This is a genomic window from Achromobacter sp. GW823-FHT04E03, from assembly GCF_058796095.1.
In genome coordinates this window covers 493,253-507,964 of sequence record NZ_JBXAIJ010000001.1, presented here as the reverse complement: position 1 = coordinate 507,964, position 14,712 = coordinate 493,253, and the positions used below count along the sequence as shown (strand labels likewise).

Sequence of the window (14,712 nt, the reverse complement as noted above, 5' to 3'; positions counted from 1 at the left end):
GAGTTTTTTTTCAATATGAAGGGCAGCCTTCGCGCCAAGCAGGACGGCTGACGCGCGGCTTTACTTGACCGGAAACTTCAGCTTGGGCGCGGCCTCCCTGACCATGGCCCAGAAGGCGTGCGCAGCTGGCGACAGCTTGCGTTCATTGAGGCAGGCCAAGCCGATCCTGCGCTTGGAGGCGGGACTGATCTTGCGGTAGACCAGCCCGTCGTAAGCCTGCGGCAGCACCAGCGACGCCAGCACGGAGATGCCCTGCCCGCGCCTGACGAACTCCAGGATGGACATGATCTGCGAGAGGTCGTGCGCGATGTGCGGCTTGGCGCCGGCTCGCTCGAACATGCGCGTAATGACAGGCTGCGAACCGGCGCGCGTCATGATCAGCGGATAGTCGATCAGGTCCTTCACCGCGATGGTCTTGCGCTCGGCCAGCGGGTGGCCAGCCGGAAGCACCACCATCAGCTCATCGGTAACGAGCGGCAGCGTGTCGAAATCCGGCTTGGGCAAGGCCACCACGCCGATCTCGATGCGGCGTTCGACCAGCGCGCGCTCCAATTCCGGGTCCGGCTTCTCGGTAACGAACACGTCGACGCCCGGATAGCGGGCTTTGAACATCTCAAGCAGCTGCGGCAGGATGTTCAAGGAGGAGCTCGCCCCCAGCGAACCCAGATTCAGCAGGCCCGAGCGCAGGCCCGCGCTGGCGTTCGCCGTCGCGCGCACGATCTGCAGGGACGCGAACACGTCCCTGACATGCGGCAGAATCTGCTGTCCCGCATAGGTGAGATGCACCCCCGATGCATTGCGGTCGAGCAAGGGCGCTCCCAGCGTGGCCTCCAGCGTGCGCAGGGCGTGGCTGGTGGCCGAGGGCGTCATCCCCAGCCGGGCGCCGGCGCCCGCGATGCTGTCGGCGGAGGCCAGCGCCAGCAGCAGTTCCAATTGCCTGAGGGAGAGGGATTTGGCGGCCTGATCCGGCATGGTCATGTTTCCTCAGGTGCTAACCGGCCAGCGCCTGCGCCAGCCCTAATGCCCGCGCCAGGAACGCCGACGTGTCGTCCTTGCGATAGCTGACGATCACGGGCGACACAAAAGTATCGGCGTCTATCGCCACATGCGCCACGTCCTGCCGCTGCAAGCGCTGCACCGACGCCGGTACCACCGTCACGCCCAGCCCCGCCGCCACCAGGCCAATGGCGGTCTGCAGTTCGTTGGCTTCCTGCACCACCTGCGGCGCGTGCCCCGCCGCGCGGAACAGGCCCAGCACATGGTCGGAGAAATTCGGCCTTGGCCGCGCCGGATACAGCACGAAGGGTTCGCGCGCCAGGCGTTCGACGGATACCCGCCGCAGCCGCGCAATGGGATGGCCCAGCGGCACCGCAGCCATCAGCGCTTCGGTCATCAGCACCCGTCGCTCGATGGCGGGATCGTCGAACAGGATGCGGCCGATGCCCAGGTCGATGCGGCCGGCCTTGAGCGCCTCCAGCTGCGGCAAGGTGGTCATTTCCGTGAGCCCCACTTCGACCTGCGGGTCCGCGTTGCGCAGCTGCCGGATCAGCTCCGGCACGAAACCGTAAAGAGAGGACGGCACGAAGCCTATGCCGAACCAGCGCCGCTGGGTCTGCCCCAGCCGCCGCGTGCCTTCCAGCACTTCTTCCAGGCGCGCAGTCAGCAGGCGCGATTGTTCCAGCAGGAAGCGGCCCGCTTCCGTCAGGCGCAGCGCGCGCGTGGTGCGCTCGAACAGCTGCACGCCGAGTTCTTCCTCGAACAGACGGATCTGGCGGCTGAGCGGGGGCTGGGCCATGTGCAGCCGCGCTGCCGCGCGGGTGAAGCTGCCTTCCTCTGCCACGGCCTGGAAATAACGCAGTTGCCTCAATTGCATCGCGTGGTCTTATACATACCATAAAGGTATTAATCGGAACCCATATAGTCTTGGACTCGCAGGGAAAACGCAAGCCATACTGAGCTATCGCACGAACCTGATCATGGAAAGTATGAATCGCGGGAACATCTTCCCGTGATCTGCGGACCGCCGGCGCGCAGCGACACAATAATTCCAGCAATACGGAGACCATCATGCGCTTGCGCTCTGCATTCCAACGACTCGCCCGGGCCTGTGTGGGCCTGGCGCTGCTGGGGGGCTCGTCCGCCGCCCTGGCGCAAACCTACCCGGATCACCCGGTCAAATGGATCGTGCCCTTCCCGCCCGGCGGCGCGATGGACAGCATCGCGCGCACCCTGGGCGAATCCATGGGCAAGCAGCTCAACACCACCTTCATCGTGGAAAACCGCGCAGGCGCGGGCGGCAACATCGGCGCGGCCAGCGTGGCCCGCGCCAAGCCGGACGGCTACACCATCCTGATCGTCGCCAACGGCATGGCCGTCAACCCGGCGCTGTACACGGACCTGAACTACGACCCGGTCAAGGACTTCGCCCCGATCTCGCTGCTGGCCGTGGTGCCCAACGTGCTGGTCACCAATCCCGCACGCACCGGCGCCACCAGCGTGCAGGACGTGATCGCCAAGGCCAAGGCGCAACCCAACCATTACACATACGCCTCGGCCGGCGTGGGCACGTCCATCCATCTGGCGGGCGAGCTGTTCCTGTCCATGGCCCAGGTGGACATGCTGCACGTGCCCTACAAGGGCAGCGGCCCTGCCGTCGCCGACCTGCTGGGCGGACAGGTGGATTACATGTTCGACAGCATCACCTCCGCCAAGCCGCACATCGAAGCCGGCAAGCTGCGCGCGCTGGCGGTAACGACCAGCAAGCGTTCGGCCGCCCTGCCCGACGTGCCTACCGTGGCCGAAAGCGGCCTGCCCGGCTATGAACTGATGCCCTGGTTCGCGGCCTTCGCCCCCGCCGGCACGCCGCCCGACGTGGTCGCGAAACTGAACGCCGCCATGCGCGCCGCATTGAACGACGCCAAGGTGCGCGCCACGCTGGACTCCATCGGCGCCGAGCCCATTGGCGGCACGCCGGACGAACTGCGCGACCACCTGGCGCGCGAGACCGCGCAGTGGAAGACGCTGGTGAAGGAACGCAATATCAAGATCAATTGAAGACTGCGCAACCTCCGTCTGCCCGCATGTGATCCTCGTCAACGCGCCCCTCCGTCGAACAATGCTAAATTCGGCTTCGACCAAGACGGAGGCTGCATGTCTGAACGTTCCATCATCAGAAAGGGAGATCGGACTTCGCACGGCGGGACCGTAGCCGAGGGCCACCCCACCTCGATGCTTCTTGGACGCGAGATCGCCTTGGTGGGGCATAAAGTCACATGCCCGAAATGCAAGGGCGCCTTTCCCATCCTGGCGGATCCGGGACGCAATCATGCATTCATGGGCCAGGACACCGCCGTGGAGGGGATGCGCACCGCCTGCGGCGCCGTACTGATAGCGTCACAGATGGTGGCGCGCATCGGTATGGCCCAAGGATTGTCCGATCCCGCTCCAATGGCAACCGCGCAGAGCGACACGCTGTGCCAGGAGTGCCTGGAGGCCGCTGCCCGCAATGCCGCAACCACCGTGGCGCGAGGGTAGGACGGTGACGATACAGGCAGAGGAACACTTCGCGGCCCGTCTGCAGCAAACAAATTTTCCCTTGCGGCTTTACGGTCTGGTTGACGCGCTGCTGCACGCACAAGTGTCGGCTACACAGCCCTTATTCCGCTCCTCATCTTGCGTGGCGCTGTTCGACGGCACGCCTGATGAAGCGCTGGCTCATGCCGGCCCATGGCTGCTGGATTGCTCCGCCGATCGAAGCGCGCACATCCCTGCGCTGCAACGCCTGGCGGAAAGCGAGCTTGGATGCACCTGGATCGTCAGCGGCTACGCAATGGACGATCTGGCCGAAGCGCTGCGGGCGCGATTGGACGTGCGCATGCCCAACGGGACAACTGCATTGCTGCGCTATTACGACGCAAGACTTGCGGACGACATTGCAGCGCTGCTGACCGCCGAGCAACGGGCCGCGTTCTTTGCCCCCTTCCAGGACTGGCTTGTGGAGCGCAACGGCAAACTCATCAGGATCCATTCCGTCCATGGTGCTTGAATTCACTCCACAACAGGTTGCAGGTCTATGTGCAATCGACGCCAAGGGCTTTTTGCACGGGGTCGAGCAAGACATCCTGCGCGACTACCCAGGGCTGGCCGAGGCAGGCTTGAGCGAAAGACTAGCCACGGCCCTTGCACGGGCGCGGGCCTTGGGGATAGACGACGATGCGAATCTTGTCGACTTCCTCCGGACCGAGGCGCTGGTTCCTGGATTCTATGAACAACCCGGGTTTCTTGCCTGGATCCGTAAGCCCGGACGCCCCGCCGATCAACGATTCCATGACTACATGCAAGTGATGAAATGGCAATCGCGCCAACGGCTTCAACAAGAGCAAAGGGAGTAAGGAAGAATGCCCGGACCTCTGGCAATACCAATCGCGGGATGGGTAGCGGAAGCCATAGCGGCAGCGCTCGCCCGGGCGGCAGCAAGCGCCGCGGCAGGTGCCGTGCTGGGAGGCGTGACCACTTTACCAGGCGATACGCCTCGGGAAGACAGTGAAGCCAAACCCACCGACCGCGCCTTGCCCAGGACCGAAGAACCGTGCAAGAAATGCCCGCCGGACCTGGGGATGAAAGTCAGACGCAGGCATGGGGCAAATTGGAACGCCTACGCATACCAGGCCAGGATTACCGGATTCGACTACGACACGGAGTATTGTTTGTGGAGCGATGAATGGAACTGGCAGGGAGGCGCTCACGGCGGCGGGTTCGACATCGATTTCGACGGCTTTGTGTCGACGGAATGCCTGCTGCAGGAGACCAAAGGAAACTACGACAGTTTCATCGATGAGGACGGCGAGCAAGCAGGTTGGTTTGGCGGCTTCAAGACCATGCGCTTACAAGCCAGCCGCCAGGCAGGCGCGGTTCGCATCAACCCTCCAACAAGATTGAGATGGTATTTTCAAACGCCTAGAACGCAGGCGCTGCTGCGGCAGTTGCTGAATAGCCTGGGTGCAGAATCCGTAGTTGTTCCCTGACGAGAAAGACATGCTTATCACATGCCAATTTGAAGACCCGAAACATCAGTCCGGCGATTTTCCCGAAATGCTTCGTCGACTGCACGCGATCACGAAGCTGCTGGCTGACAAATCCGACGGATTGACGGAGTGGTTCTCGCAGGGTGAGTCAATTGACGAAGCCAGGTTGTATCCTGCATTCGAGGGCGACGAACCCTCGAATGCGTTTCTTGCCGTGTTGAACAACGAATATCGGCTTGACCGGTCATATACTGCCATCTCTATTTGGAATGGCGCTGAAGAACAGCGCAACAGCGTAGTTCTTGAACTGCAGGGCAACGACAGGGGCAGGCCGTGCACTCTGACCGTCTCTTACCATAAGCGACGCGACGACCGCTTTGGCGGCGCCGCCTCGGTGAAGGACATCGTCGCCGCGATCGCCCAGCTCTTCGTCGCGCAGTACATAGCCGTCTCGCCACGCTATTACGACGAAAAGCAGGTTTTCGACGACAAACCCGGCGTCGGCTGGATGCTTTACCTTCCCCAAGTGATCACTCCCGAGCAAGTCCCGGAAGCCCAGGCTCTGATTCCCGTTCCCGCTGCCGGAAAGAAGCAAACCGGCACCATCATCGTCAGCGTCGCGAACGAAGTGTTTTCGCTGGACAACGCCAGCCACGTCGAATTGGCGAACCGCATCGAGATGCGCCTGGTGGACCAGGACCTGCTGCCGCGCTATGCGGATCTCTAGTCGCGCCCACCCCGCTTGAGCCTCGCCCCGTCCCACGGATATCCATCGAACGTGTCCTTCACCAACTCCCGCAGCCAGATGATCGCCGGATCCTGGTGAAAGCGCGGATGCCAATGCTGGCGCAGCGCGAAGGACGGCAGCGGCAGCGGCGGCTCCAGCACCTTGACCACGCCGTAGCCGCCGAACACATTGCCCAACTCCTGCGGCACCGTGGCGATGAGATCCGGGTGCTGGTCCAGCAATAGCGGCACCACCAGGAAGTGCGGCGTGGACAGGAAAATGTTGCGCTTGACGCCCTGCTCCTCCAGTGCGCTGTCATAGGCTTCAGACGAGCGTCCGGCCAAGGTCACCACGATCTGCGGCATGCGCTGGAATTGTTCCAGGGTCAGCTCGTCGCCCACCTCCTGGTTCTTCACGCTCACCAGCGTCACGAAGCGGTGCATGAAGAGCTGCTGCTGAAACAGGCCCTGGGGCGCAGCCCGCAGCGATCCCAGCACCAGATCCACCTCGCCGGACGCCAGCAGCGGCTCGACCTGCTGCAGCGGCACCTGGCGCGTGCGCAGGGTGCAATGCGGCGCCAGTTCGCGCAAGCGCTTGATCAGCGGCGGCAGGAACACCAGTTCGCCCATGTCCGTCATGCACAGGGTGAACACGCGCATCGCCGAGGCCGGATCGAACTGCGCTTGCGACAGCACCTGGCCGCGTATGGTCGCCATCAGCGCCAGGATGGTGGGCGCCAGGCTCTCGGACTTGGGCGTGGGCTGCATGCCCTGGCCGGTCTTCACGAACAGCGGATCGTCGAAGAACGCGCGCAAGCGGTTCACGGCGTGGCTCATGGCGCTTTGCGACAGGCCGAGCTGCTCGCCGGCGCGGGTCACGCTGCGCTCGCGCAGCAGGCTGTCGAAGACGGCGAGCAGGTTGAGGTCCAGTTTCTCGTTATGCATAGCGTGCATTTCCAGAATCATACTCATGACATTGACGCATATTCCGCCGCTATCTATCGTCTTGTCAAACGCCGCGCAGACCGGCGTTTCCACAAGGAGACAACATCTTGAAGCCCCTTCTACACCCCGTGCGCGCGGTGCTGGTTTCGTGCGCCCTGCTGTCCTGTAACGCCGCCTCGGCCGATGTCGGCGTCGGCGTCATCCTGTCGCTCACCGGCCCGGCCGCATCGCTGGGTGGCCCGGCCAAGAACGCGATAGACCTGCTGCCGCGCGAGATCGCGGGCGAGGCGGTGCGCTACATCGTGCTGGACGATGCCTCGGACGCCACCGGCGCCGCCCGCGCCTTCCGCAGGCTGGTCGACGAGCATAACGTGGACGTGGTGCTGGGTACGTCCGTCACCCCCGCCACCCTGACCCTGCTGCCTATCGCCCAGGAGAAGAAAGTGCCGCTGATGAGCCTGGCGGCCGGGGCCAAGCTGGTCGAGCCGATGGACGCGCAGCGCCACTGGGTGTTCAAGGTGGTGCAGAACGAAAACCTGATGGTCGCCAGCACCGTCGCGCACATGCAGGCCGCCGGCGTGAAGACGCTGGGCTACATCGGCTTTGCGGACGCCTACGGCGACAGCTGGTTGGCCGAAGTTTCCGCGCAGGCGCAGCGCGCCGGCATCAAGCTGGTTGCCACCGAGCGCTACGTGAAAACGGACACCAGCGTCACGGCGCAGACCCTGAAGCTGCTGGCCGCCAGGCCGGACGCGGTCATCGTGGCGGCGTCCGGCACGCCCGGGGCGCTGCCGCAGAAGTCCCTGCGCGAGCGCGGCTATGCCGGCCGCATCTACCAGACCTACGGCATCGCCAACCGCGAGTTCCTGCGCATCGCCGGCAAGGACGCCGAGGGCGCCTTGTTCGCCGTGGGCCCGGTCGTGGTCGCCAGCCAGCTGGACCAGGCCAACCCGATACGCGCGGTCGCCATGGACCTGACGCAGCGCTACGAAGCCGCCCACGGCAAGGATTCCATGTCGGTGTTCGCGGCCAACGCCTGGGATGCCGGGATCGTGCTGCAACAGGCGCTGAAGACCACCTTGCCCAAGGCCAGGCCGGGCACGCCGGAATTCAGGGCGGGCCTGCGCGACGCGCTGGAAGCCACCCGCGACGCCGTGACTTCGCAAGGCGTGTCCACCATGTCGCCCTCCGACCACGTGGGCTATGACGAACGCGCCGCTGTCATGGTGCAGATCAAGGACGGCGCCTGGCGCTACGTCAAGTAAACCAAGGAGCTCATCCATGTTCATCAAAAACACCTGGTACGTCGCCGCCTGGGACCAGGAAGTCAGCGCCGACGGCCTGTTCTCTCGTACCATCACCGGCGTGCCCGTGCTGATGTACCGCGACGGCGCCGGCCGGCTGGTGGCGCTGGAAGACCGCTGCTGCCATCGCGGCGCGCCCTTGTCAGTGGGACGGCGCGAAGGCGACTGCGTGCGCTGCATGTACCACGGCCTGAAGTTCGATCCCAGCGGCGCCTGTGTCGAGGCCCCGGCGCAGGCGCGCATTCCGCCTCAGGCCCGGGTGCGGACCTTTCCCGTGGTGGAGCGGCACCGCTGGATCTGGATCTGGATGGGCGATCCGGAACGCGCGGATCCGGCCCTCATCCCCGACACCCAATGGCTGGATCATCCCGATTGGCGCAGCCTGGACGGCTATATCCACTATGACGTCAACTATCTGCTGATCGCAGACAACCTGCTGGACTTCTCCCACCTGCCCTTCGTACACCCGACCACGCTGGGCGGCAGCGAGGACTATGCCTCGGTCTCGCCCAAGGTCGACCGGCTGCCCGACGGCGTGCGCATCACGCGCTGGACGCTCAATACCGAAGCGCCGGCCTTTGCCAAGAAAGTCCGCGAATGGCCAGGCCTGGTGGACCGCTGGAACATCTACAACTTCACCCTGCCCGGCATTCTGCTGATGGACTCGGGCATGGCCCCGGCCGGAGACGGCGCACAAGAAGGAAACCGCGCCGGCGCGATCGAATTCCGCGGCTGCCAGGCCCTGACGCCCGAAACCGAAACCTCGACGCACTACTTCTTCGCGCATCCACACAACTTCTCGATCGACCGGCCCGAGGTCACTGCCTCCATCCACCAGAGCGTGGTGGATGCCTTCGACGAAGACCGCGACATCATCACCGCGCAGCAGCGCTCGCTGTCCCTGGCGCCCGACTTCAAGATGGTGCCGCTGTCCATCGACGCCGCGCTGTCCCAGTTCCGCTGGGTGGTGGCGCGCCGCATCGAAGAAGAGCAGCAGGCAGCCGGCGCGTCCGGCGTGCGCCCGGCGCAGGCGGTGGCCTGAAATGCGCCGGCTAGTCATCAGCCGCATCGTGCGCGAGGCGCGCGGCGTGCTCGGCCTGACGCTGTGCAGTCCTGACGGCGCCATGCTGCCGGCCTTCGAGGCCGGCGCGCATGTGGATGTGGCGTTGGGCAATGGCCTGGTCAGGCAGTATTCCCTTTGCGGCGACCCGGCGGAACTGGGCGTGTACCGGCTGGGCATCGGCCTGGCGGCCGCGACGCGCGGCGGTTCGCGCTACATCCATGAACAGCTGCGCGAGGGCGACCTGGTGGATATCGGCGAGCCCAGGCAATTGTTCGGGCTGCATGCGCAGGCCGCCGGCCATGTCTTCATCGCGGGCGGCATAGGCATCACGCCCATCCTCAGCATGATCCATGCAAGCGTCAGGCGCGGCGAGCCCTGGCGGCTGCTGTACTGCGTGCGCGACCGCGACGCGGCAGCCTACCTGTCTGAACTGGCCTTGCACGGCGAACGAGTGACGCTGCATGTCGACAGCGAACAAGGCGGCGCGCGCTGCGACCTCGACGCCTATCTGGGCGCGCTGGGGGAACCAGGCTTGCATGTCTATTGCTGCGGCCCCGGGCCGTTGATGGATGCCGTGGCCACGGCCTGCGAACGCGGCGGAATCGCCGCGGCGCGCGTGCATTTCGAGCGCTTTTCCGCCAGCGCGCCTGCTGCGGCCGAGCCCGGTTCAAGCTTTGCCGTGCGGCTCGCGCGCAGCGGCGGCTGCCACGAAGTGCCCGCGGACAAGTCGGTGCTGGATGTGCTGGAAGCGGCCGGCGTCGCCTGGCCGTACTCCTGCCGGGAAGGCCTGTGCCGCAGCTGCGAAGCCGGCGTGCTGTCCGGCAAGGTCGACCACCGCGACTACGTGCTCAGCGACGAGGAACGCGCCGCCAACCGCAGCATGATGGTCTGCGTATCGCGCGGCTGCGGCACGCTGGAGCTGGACGTCTAGGCAGGTTCCTGCAGCGCCGACGCATCCAGCAGATGGTCGACGATGGCGAGTATCTGCTCGGCGGCTTCGCCGATGTGCCGCTCCAGCGCGGCCTCGGCGTCTTCGGCCCGCCCCTGCCGGGCGAGCGCGATCAGTTCGCTGTGCTCGTCGTGGGCTTGCTGGCGGATCGGCGCGTTGACGATCTGGAAGCGGAAATAGCGTTCGGATTTTTCATGCAGCGCGCGCACCATGGCCAGCGCGGCGGGACGTTGCGCCGAGCGGTACAGCAGTTCATGCAGTTGCCAGTTCAGGCGGCCCCATTGCTCAGGCTCGGCCGTGTCCATCTGCGCCACCACCTGGCTCGCCAGATCCAGATCCTGCGTCTGATGCTGCTGCACTGCCAGGCGCAACAGCCACGGCTCCAGCCGCAGGCGGATGTCGAAGAACTCCTGCACCTCGGCGCGCGACAGCATGGAAACGTAGGCGCCGCGATGCGGGATCATGTCGATCAGTCCTTCGGCGCTGAGCTGGCGGATGGCCTCGCGCACAGGCAGGCGGCTCACCCCCAGTTCCTCGGCGAACAGTTCCTGGCGCAGCGCGGAACCGGGGGGAATCGCGCCGGACAGGATGCGGTCGCGCAGTTCGTCGACCACCAGTTCGACGGCGGTCTTGCGCACGAGGCGGCCGGGGCTGGCGGTCTGGGAACGGGACGGATTGGAAGCGGAAAGCGGCGAATTCTGGGACATGAAACCTGCCTGGTTGCACCGTGCGGCGGGGGCGGCACGGCAGGACTGGGCGGAAAACAGGGCCGCCATGCCCAGGAAAACCCCGAGAGACAGCCGCTACCCGCAGCCCTTTTAATGTGAGTATATTGGATCCATGATCCAGTTCAAGCCGGCGCCCCCAAGGGCGACGGACCGAGGCCCGAGCCTCGTTTTTTTAAGCCCCATATTTTTGGATCCAATATCCAATAACCACTATCCAACCGGATTGCACCGGATGGATCACGCATCAGGAGCCGCAGCATGAGCATTCAATGGCAAGGCGTATTTCCCGCCGTCACCACCAAGCTGAAACCCGATTTTTCGCTGGATCTGGAGGCCATCCGCCAGGGACTGGAACGGCTGATCGAGAACGGCGTGGGCGGCGTCGTGATGATGGGCATGGTGGGCGAAAACGCCCAGCTCTCGCCCGAAGAAAAACTGCAGGTGCTGCGCACCGCCGTCGACACCGTGCGCGGCCGTGTGCCGGTGATTTCCGGCGTGGCGGAAACCGGCACCGCCCGCGCCGCGGCCTTCGCGCAGGAAGCCGAGCGCATCGGCGTGAATGGCCTGATGGTGTTCCCCGGCCTGACCTACAAGTCCGACGGCCGCGAGACCGTGGCCTTCTATCGCGAGGTGGCGCGCGCCAGCGCCCTGCCCATCCTGCTCTACAACAATCCGCGCGGCTACGGCGTGGACCTGACGCCGGACCTGGTGGCCGAATTGCTGGAAGAGCCGACCATCGTCGCCATCAAGGAAGAGTCCTACGACACCACCCGCGTGACCGACCTGATCACGCGCTTCGGCGACCGTCTTGCCGTGGTCTGCGGCGTGGATGACCTGATCCTGGAAAGCGCCGCGCTGGGCGTGACGGCCTGGGTGTCGGGTATGGCCAACGCCGTGCCCCGCGCCTCGGTCGACCTGCTGAAACTGGCCGTCGAGGGCGATTTCGTGCGGGCCCGCAAGCTTTACGCCGCGTTGACGCCGCTGTTCCACCTGGACACGGTGGTCAAGCTGGTGCAGCACATCAAGCTGGCCGAGCACCTGATCACCGGCAGCGCCGAGACCGTCAAGCCGCCGCGCCTGGACCTGGCCGGGACCGAACGCGAACGCACTATCGCCATCACCAAACAGACGCTCGCGGATCTTTCCGCCCTGGGCTACTGATACCGGAGCCGCCACCATGCGCCCATACCGCCTGTCCGCGCTGGCCTTCAGCGCCCTGTCCGCAGTTTCCGTCCTGTCCGCCGCGCACGCCGCGGACTACCCCGCCCGCTCGATGGAACTGGTGGTCGCCTACCAGCCCGGCGGCGGCAGCGACAACACCGCGCGCGCCATCGCCGAGGCGGTGCGCCCGCCCATGCTGGCGCAGCCCACGGTGGTGATCAACAAGCCGGGCGCCAGCGGCTCCATCGGCTGGGCCTACGTGGCCAACGCGCAGCCCGACGGCTACCGGCTGGTGCTGATGACGCCTGAAATGCTGGTGGTGCCCCTGATGGGCATAGGCAAGACCACGGTCGGCGACTTCCAGCCCATCGCCCGCTTCACCGACGATCCCTCGTCGGTCACGGTACGCGCCGATGCGCCCTGGAAGACGGTGGAGGAATTCCTGGCGGACGCCAAGAAGAATCCCGAACGCGTCGCCGTGTCCAACGCCGGAATCGGCACGGTGCCGCACATGGCGGCGGCGGCGCTGGGCGAACAGGCTGGCGTGAAGTTCGTGCACGTGCCCTACCAGGGCTCGGCCCCGGCCATCATGGGTCTCCTGGCGGGCGACGTGCAGGCCACCACGGTTGCCTACGCCGAACTGCAGCAGCACGTGGAAACCGGCAAGCTGCGCACCCTGGCGGTCATGGCGCCCAAGCGCCTGGACAACCTGCCCTCCGTCCCGACCATGAAGGAAAAAGGCGCGGACCTGCAATTCAGCGTCTGGCGCGGCATCGGCCTGCCCAAGGCCACGCCCGCGGACGCGGTTGAAAAATGGCGCGCCGCGGCCCGCCAAGTCGCGCAATCGCAGGACTTCCAGGCGCTGATGCGCAAGCAGAACCTGACGCCCTCCTATGCCGACCAGCCGCAATTCACGGCCGACGTGGCGCGCCAGGAAGAGGCGTTCAAGGCGCTGGTGCCGAAGCTGAACTTGAAGCCCTGATCGTGACATCCTGAGCGGCGGCGGGGACGGCGCCGATATGCCGTCCCCCCCCTTGCCAGATCCGCTTACTCGACCGTCGCGCCCGACTTCTTCACCACTTCCGCCCAGCGCGGGATCTCCGTCGCCATCAGGTCGCGCAGCTGTTCGGGCGTGCTGCCGACCAGTTCCATGCCCATGGTCTTGCCCAGCTTCTCCTGCACGTCCGGCTCTTTCAGGATCACCGCGATTTCCTGCGACAGCTTGTCGAGAATGGGCTTGGGCGTGCCCTTGGGCGCGTACACCGCCTGCCAGGACGCCATCTGGAAGCCCGGCACGCCGGCCTCCTGCATGGTCGGCACCTCCGGCGCCAAGGCGATGCGGTCCTTGGTGGTCACGGCCAGGAGCTTGAGCTTGCCGGTCTGCAGCAGGGGCAACGCCGCCGTCATCTGGTCGAACATGAAGGTCACCGCGCCCGAGGACACGTCGACCATGGCGGGCGGCGTGCCCTTGTACGGCACGTGCGTGAGCGGCACCCCTATCATGCTGGAGAACAGTTCACCCGCCAGGTGCGTGGAGGTGCCGGCGCCCGAGGACGCGAAGGTGCGCTTGGAAGGATCGCGTTTCAGGAGCGCGATCAGGTCGGCCACGGAATTCACGCCCAGGTTCGGATCCACCAGCAATACGTTGGGCAGGTAGGCGATCAGCGAAACCGGCTCGAAATCCTTGACCGGGTCGTACTTCAGGTTTTTGTACAGGCTGGCGTTGATGGCGTGCGTACTGATGGTGCCGCCGAACAGGGTGTAGCCATCCGGCGGCGCCTTGGCCACATAGGTCGCGCCGATGCCGCCCGCGGCGCCGGGCTTGTTCTCGACGATGACGCTCTGATGCAGGCGGTCGCCCAGCTTCTGGGCCAGCACCCGGCCCACCACGTCGGTCGAGCCGCCCACGGTGAACGGCACCACATAGGAAATCGGCTTCTGCGCGGGCCAGTCGGCGGCCTGCGCGGGCGCCGCCCACGTGCCCAGCATGGCGGCGGCCAGCAGCGCGGCCAGCGCGCCGCGTCGTTGCGTGTTCATGGTTGTCTCCTGCCTCTTGTTTGGCTTATGGGGTTGCCGGCTGAGCCGGCGGCAAGGCTCAGCGGCCCTGTTGCTTGCGCCATGCGGCGAACTTGTCCTTGGTGCCGGGATCCGTGGGCGGATACAACCCCAGGATGGATGCGCCCAGCTGCACCTCGCTGGTCACGAAGTCCTCGAAGGCCGTCATCTCCACGGCCTCGATGGCGATCTCGTCGGCCAGGTGGGCGGGGATCACCACCACGCCCTCGCGGTCGCCCACGACGATGTCGCCCGGCCACACCGCCACGTCGCCGCAGCCGATGGGTGCGTTGATATCCAAGGCCTGGTGCAGGGTCAGGTTGGTGGGCGCCGAAGGCCGCTGGTGATAGGCGGCAAAGCCCAGTTCGGCAATCTCGGGCGAATCGCGAAAGCCGCCGTCCGTCACCACGCCAGCCACGCCGCGCTTCATCAGCCGCGTCACCAGGATGGAACCGGCGGAAGCCGCGCGCGCGTCCTTGCGGCTGTCCATGACCAGCACCGCGCCTTCAGGGCAGGTCTCGACTGCAACGCGCTGCGGATGGGCGCGGTCCTCGAACACCTTGATGGTGTTCAGGTCCTCGCGCGCGGGGATGTAGCGCAGGGTGAACGCCGGGCCGACCATATTGGGCAGCGTGGCGTTCAGTGGACGCACGTCCTGGATGAACTGGTTGCGCAGGCCGCGCTTGAACAAGGCCGTGCACAGGGTGGCGGTGCTGACGCCGGCCAGGCGGGCGCGGGTTTCGGGATTCATTTGGGA

The 14,712-nt window shown here is 65.6% G+C and carries 17 protein-coding genes; 11 read left to right on the top strand and 6 right to left on the bottom strand.

From position 1 onward, the window contains the following. Nucleotides 1-60: 60 nt before the first annotated feature. On the bottom strand, nt 61-972 hold the full coding sequence (locus AC1RHV_RS02370; protein WP_175160773.1) for a LysR family transcriptional regulator: 912 nt from the start codon (nt 970-972) through the stop codon (nt 61-63). 19 nt (nt 973-991) lie between these two features. Next, nucleotides 992-1,873: a LysR family transcriptional regulator gene (locus AC1RHV_RS02365; RefSeq protein WP_059379704.1), complete on the bottom strand. Its 882-nt coding sequence runs from the start codon at nt 1,871-1,873 to the stop codon at nt 992-994. Nucleotides 1,874-2,067: 194 nt separating this feature from the next. On the opposite strand from AC1RHV_RS02365, the gene AC1RHV_RS02360 reads away from it, so the two are divergent. The 6 genes from AC1RHV_RS02360 (at nt 2,068) to AC1RHV_RS02335 (ending at nt 5,751) form a co-directional block, all read left to right on the top strand. Then, nucleotides 2,068-3,054, top strand: coding sequence for a Bug family tripartite tricarboxylate transporter substrate binding protein (locus AC1RHV_RS02360; RefSeq protein WP_492299661.1), 987 nt, complete (start codon nt 2,068-2,070; stop codon nt 3,052-3,054). Nucleotides 3,055-3,150: 96 nt separating this feature from the next. After that, nucleotides 3,151-3,534 (top strand): PAAR domain-containing protein, encoded by a 384-nt coding sequence (locus AC1RHV_RS02355; RefSeq protein WP_119451176.1) that lies wholly within the window; start codon nt 3,151-3,153, stop codon nt 3,532-3,534. Nucleotides 3,535-3,538: 4 nt separating this feature from the next. After that, entirely contained in the window at nt 3,539-4,045 is a 507-nt protein-coding gene (locus AC1RHV_RS02350) for a DUF4123 domain-containing protein (RefSeq protein WP_244300406.1), read from the top strand. Continuing rightward, entirely contained in the window at nt 4,035-4,391 is a 357-nt protein-coding gene (locus AC1RHV_RS02345; protein ID WP_054454673.1) for a hypothetical protein, read from the top strand. Before AC1RHV_RS02350 ends, AC1RHV_RS02345 begins: the two co-directional genes overlap by 11 nt. 6 nt (nt 4,392-4,397) lie before the next feature. Further along, a complete protein-coding gene (locus tag AC1RHV_RS02340) occupies nt 4,398-5,024 on the top strand; it encodes a restriction endonuclease fold toxin 5 domain-containing protein (protein WP_166738269.1) in 627 nt (208 codons plus the stop codon). A gap of 10 nt (nt 5,025-5,034) precedes the next feature. Continuing rightward, entirely contained in the window at nt 5,035-5,751 is a 717-nt protein-coding gene (locus AC1RHV_RS02335) for an immunity 52 family protein (RefSeq protein WP_492299660.1), read from the top strand. Here the strand turns inward: AC1RHV_RS02335 and AC1RHV_RS02330 are convergent. Beyond that, nucleotides 5,748-6,695, bottom strand: coding sequence for a LysR family transcriptional regulator (locus AC1RHV_RS02330; protein WP_460359913.1), 948 nt, complete (start codon nt 6,693-6,695; stop codon nt 5,748-5,750). The two genes, AC1RHV_RS02335 and AC1RHV_RS02330, sit on opposite strands and share 4 nt — an antisense overlap. 107 nt (nt 6,696-6,802) lie before the next feature. On the opposite strand from AC1RHV_RS02330, the gene AC1RHV_RS02325 reads away from it, so the two are divergent. Genes AC1RHV_RS02325 through AC1RHV_RS02315 form a run of 3 tightly spaced genes read left to right on the top strand, consistent with a single transcriptional unit; the run spans nt 6,803 to nt 9,993 of the window. Beyond that, nucleotides 6,803-7,960, top strand: a complete 1,158-nt coding sequence (locus AC1RHV_RS02325; RefSeq protein ID WP_225590243.1) for an ABC transporter substrate-binding protein — start codon at nt 6,803-6,805, stop codon at nt 7,958-7,960. A 16-nt stretch (nt 7,961-7,976) separates the two neighbouring features. Further along, nucleotides 7,977-9,041 (top strand): aromatic ring-hydroxylating dioxygenase subunit alpha, encoded by a 1,065-nt coding sequence (locus AC1RHV_RS02320; RefSeq protein WP_125470383.1) that lies wholly within the window; start codon nt 7,977-7,979, stop codon nt 9,039-9,041. A 1-nt stretch (nt 9,042) separates the two neighbouring features. After that, nucleotides 9,043-9,993 (top strand): PDR/VanB family oxidoreductase, encoded by a 951-nt coding sequence (locus tag AC1RHV_RS02315; protein WP_492299659.1) that lies wholly within the window; start codon nt 9,043-9,045, stop codon nt 9,991-9,993. On the opposite strand, the gene AC1RHV_RS02310 is transcribed toward AC1RHV_RS02315, so the two are convergent. Continuing rightward, complete coding sequence (locus AC1RHV_RS02310; RefSeq protein WP_225596773.1) at nt 9,990-10,718, bottom strand: GntR family transcriptional regulator; 729 nt, start codon at nt 10,716-10,718, stop codon at nt 9,990-9,992. The genes AC1RHV_RS02315 and AC1RHV_RS02310 overlap by 4 nt on opposite strands. A gap of 279 nt (nt 10,719-10,997) precedes the next feature. Here AC1RHV_RS02310 and AC1RHV_RS02305 point away from each other — a divergent pair, with 279 nt between their 5' ends. Together AC1RHV_RS02305 and AC1RHV_RS02300 are read left to right on the top strand one after the other, a co-directional pair. Then, nucleotides 10,998-11,900 carry a dihydrodipicolinate synthase family protein gene (locus tag AC1RHV_RS02305; RefSeq protein ID WP_492299658.1) on the top strand — a complete coding sequence of 301 codons (903 nt, stop codon included), beginning with the start codon at nt 10,998-11,000 and terminating at the stop codon, nt 11,898-11,900. A gap of 16 nt (nt 11,901-11,916) precedes the next feature. Then, nucleotides 11,917-12,882 carry a Bug family tripartite tricarboxylate transporter substrate binding protein gene (locus AC1RHV_RS02300; RefSeq protein ID WP_054454686.1) on the top strand — a complete coding sequence of 322 codons (966 nt, stop codon included), beginning with the start codon at nt 11,917-11,919 and terminating at the stop codon, nt 12,880-12,882. Nucleotides 12,883-12,947: 65 nt separating this feature from the next. Here AC1RHV_RS02300 and AC1RHV_RS02295 read toward each other — a convergent pair whose 3' ends face one another. Both AC1RHV_RS02295 and AC1RHV_RS02290 read right to left on the bottom strand, forming a co-directional pair. After that, entirely contained in the window at nt 12,948-13,937 is a 990-nt protein-coding gene (locus AC1RHV_RS02295) for a Bug family tripartite tricarboxylate transporter substrate binding protein (RefSeq protein ID WP_492299657.1), read from the bottom strand. Between the two features lie 58 nt (nt 13,938-13,995). Next, nucleotides 13,996-14,706: a ribonuclease activity regulator RraA gene (locus AC1RHV_RS02290; RefSeq protein ID WP_054454693.1), complete on the bottom strand. Its 711-nt coding sequence runs from the start codon at nt 14,704-14,706 to the stop codon at nt 13,996-13,998. Nucleotides 14,707-14,712 lie beyond the last annotated feature (6 nt).

Excerpts from the sequence above, each read along its gene's own strand:
- AC1RHV_RS02370 (WP_175160773.1), bottom strand. The coding sequence starts at position 972 with ATGCCGGATCAGGCCGCCAAATCCCTCTCCCTCAGGCAATTGGAACTG.
- AC1RHV_RS02365 (WP_059379704.1), bottom strand. The coding sequence starts at position 1,873 with ATGCAATTGAGGCAACTGCGTTATTTCCAGGCCGTGGCAGAGGAAGGC.
- AC1RHV_RS02360 (WP_492299661.1), top strand. The coding sequence starts at position 2,068 with ATGCGCTTGCGCTCTGCATTCCAACGACTCGCCCGGGCCTGTGTGGGC.
- AC1RHV_RS02355 (WP_119451176.1), top strand. The coding sequence starts at position 3,151 with ATGTCTGAACGTTCCATCATCAGAAAGGGAGATCGGACTTCGCACGGC.
- AC1RHV_RS02345 (WP_054454673.1), top strand. The coding sequence starts at position 4,035 with ATGGTGCTTGAATTCACTCCACAACAGGTTGCAGGTCTATGTGCAATC.
- AC1RHV_RS02340 (WP_166738269.1), top strand. The coding sequence starts at position 4,398 with ATGCCCGGACCTCTGGCAATACCAATCGCGGGATGGGTAGCGGAAGCC.
- AC1RHV_RS02335 (WP_492299660.1), top strand. The coding sequence starts at position 5,035 with ATGCTTATCACATGCCAATTTGAAGACCCGAAACATCAGTCCGGCGAT.
- AC1RHV_RS02330 (WP_460359913.1), bottom strand. The coding sequence starts at position 6,695 with ATGCATAACGAGAAACTGGACCTCAACCTGCTCGCCGTCTTCGACAGC.
- AC1RHV_RS02320 (WP_125470383.1), top strand. The coding sequence starts at position 7,977 with ATGTTCATCAAAAACACCTGGTACGTCGCCGCCTGGGACCAGGAAGTC.
- AC1RHV_RS02315 (WP_492299659.1), top strand. The coding sequence starts at position 9,043 with ATGCGCCGGCTAGTCATCAGCCGCATCGTGCGCGAGGCGCGCGGCGTG.
- AC1RHV_RS02310 (WP_225596773.1), bottom strand. The coding sequence starts at position 10,718 with ATGTCCCAGAATTCGCCGCTTTCCGCTTCCAATCCGTCCCGTTCCCAG.
- AC1RHV_RS02305 (WP_492299658.1), top strand. The coding sequence starts at position 10,998 with ATGAGCATTCAATGGCAAGGCGTATTTCCCGCCGTCACCACCAAGCTG.
- AC1RHV_RS02300 (WP_054454686.1), top strand. The coding sequence starts at position 11,917 with ATGCGCCCATACCGCCTGTCCGCGCTGGCCTTCAGCGCCCTGTCCGCA.
- AC1RHV_RS02295 (WP_492299657.1), bottom strand. The coding sequence starts at position 13,937 with ATGAACACGCAACGACGCGGCGCGCTGGCCGCGCTGCTGGCCGCCGCC.
- AC1RHV_RS02290 (WP_054454693.1), bottom strand. The coding sequence starts at position 14,706 with ATGAATCCCGAAACCCGCGCCCGCCTGGCCGGCGTCAGCACCGCCACC.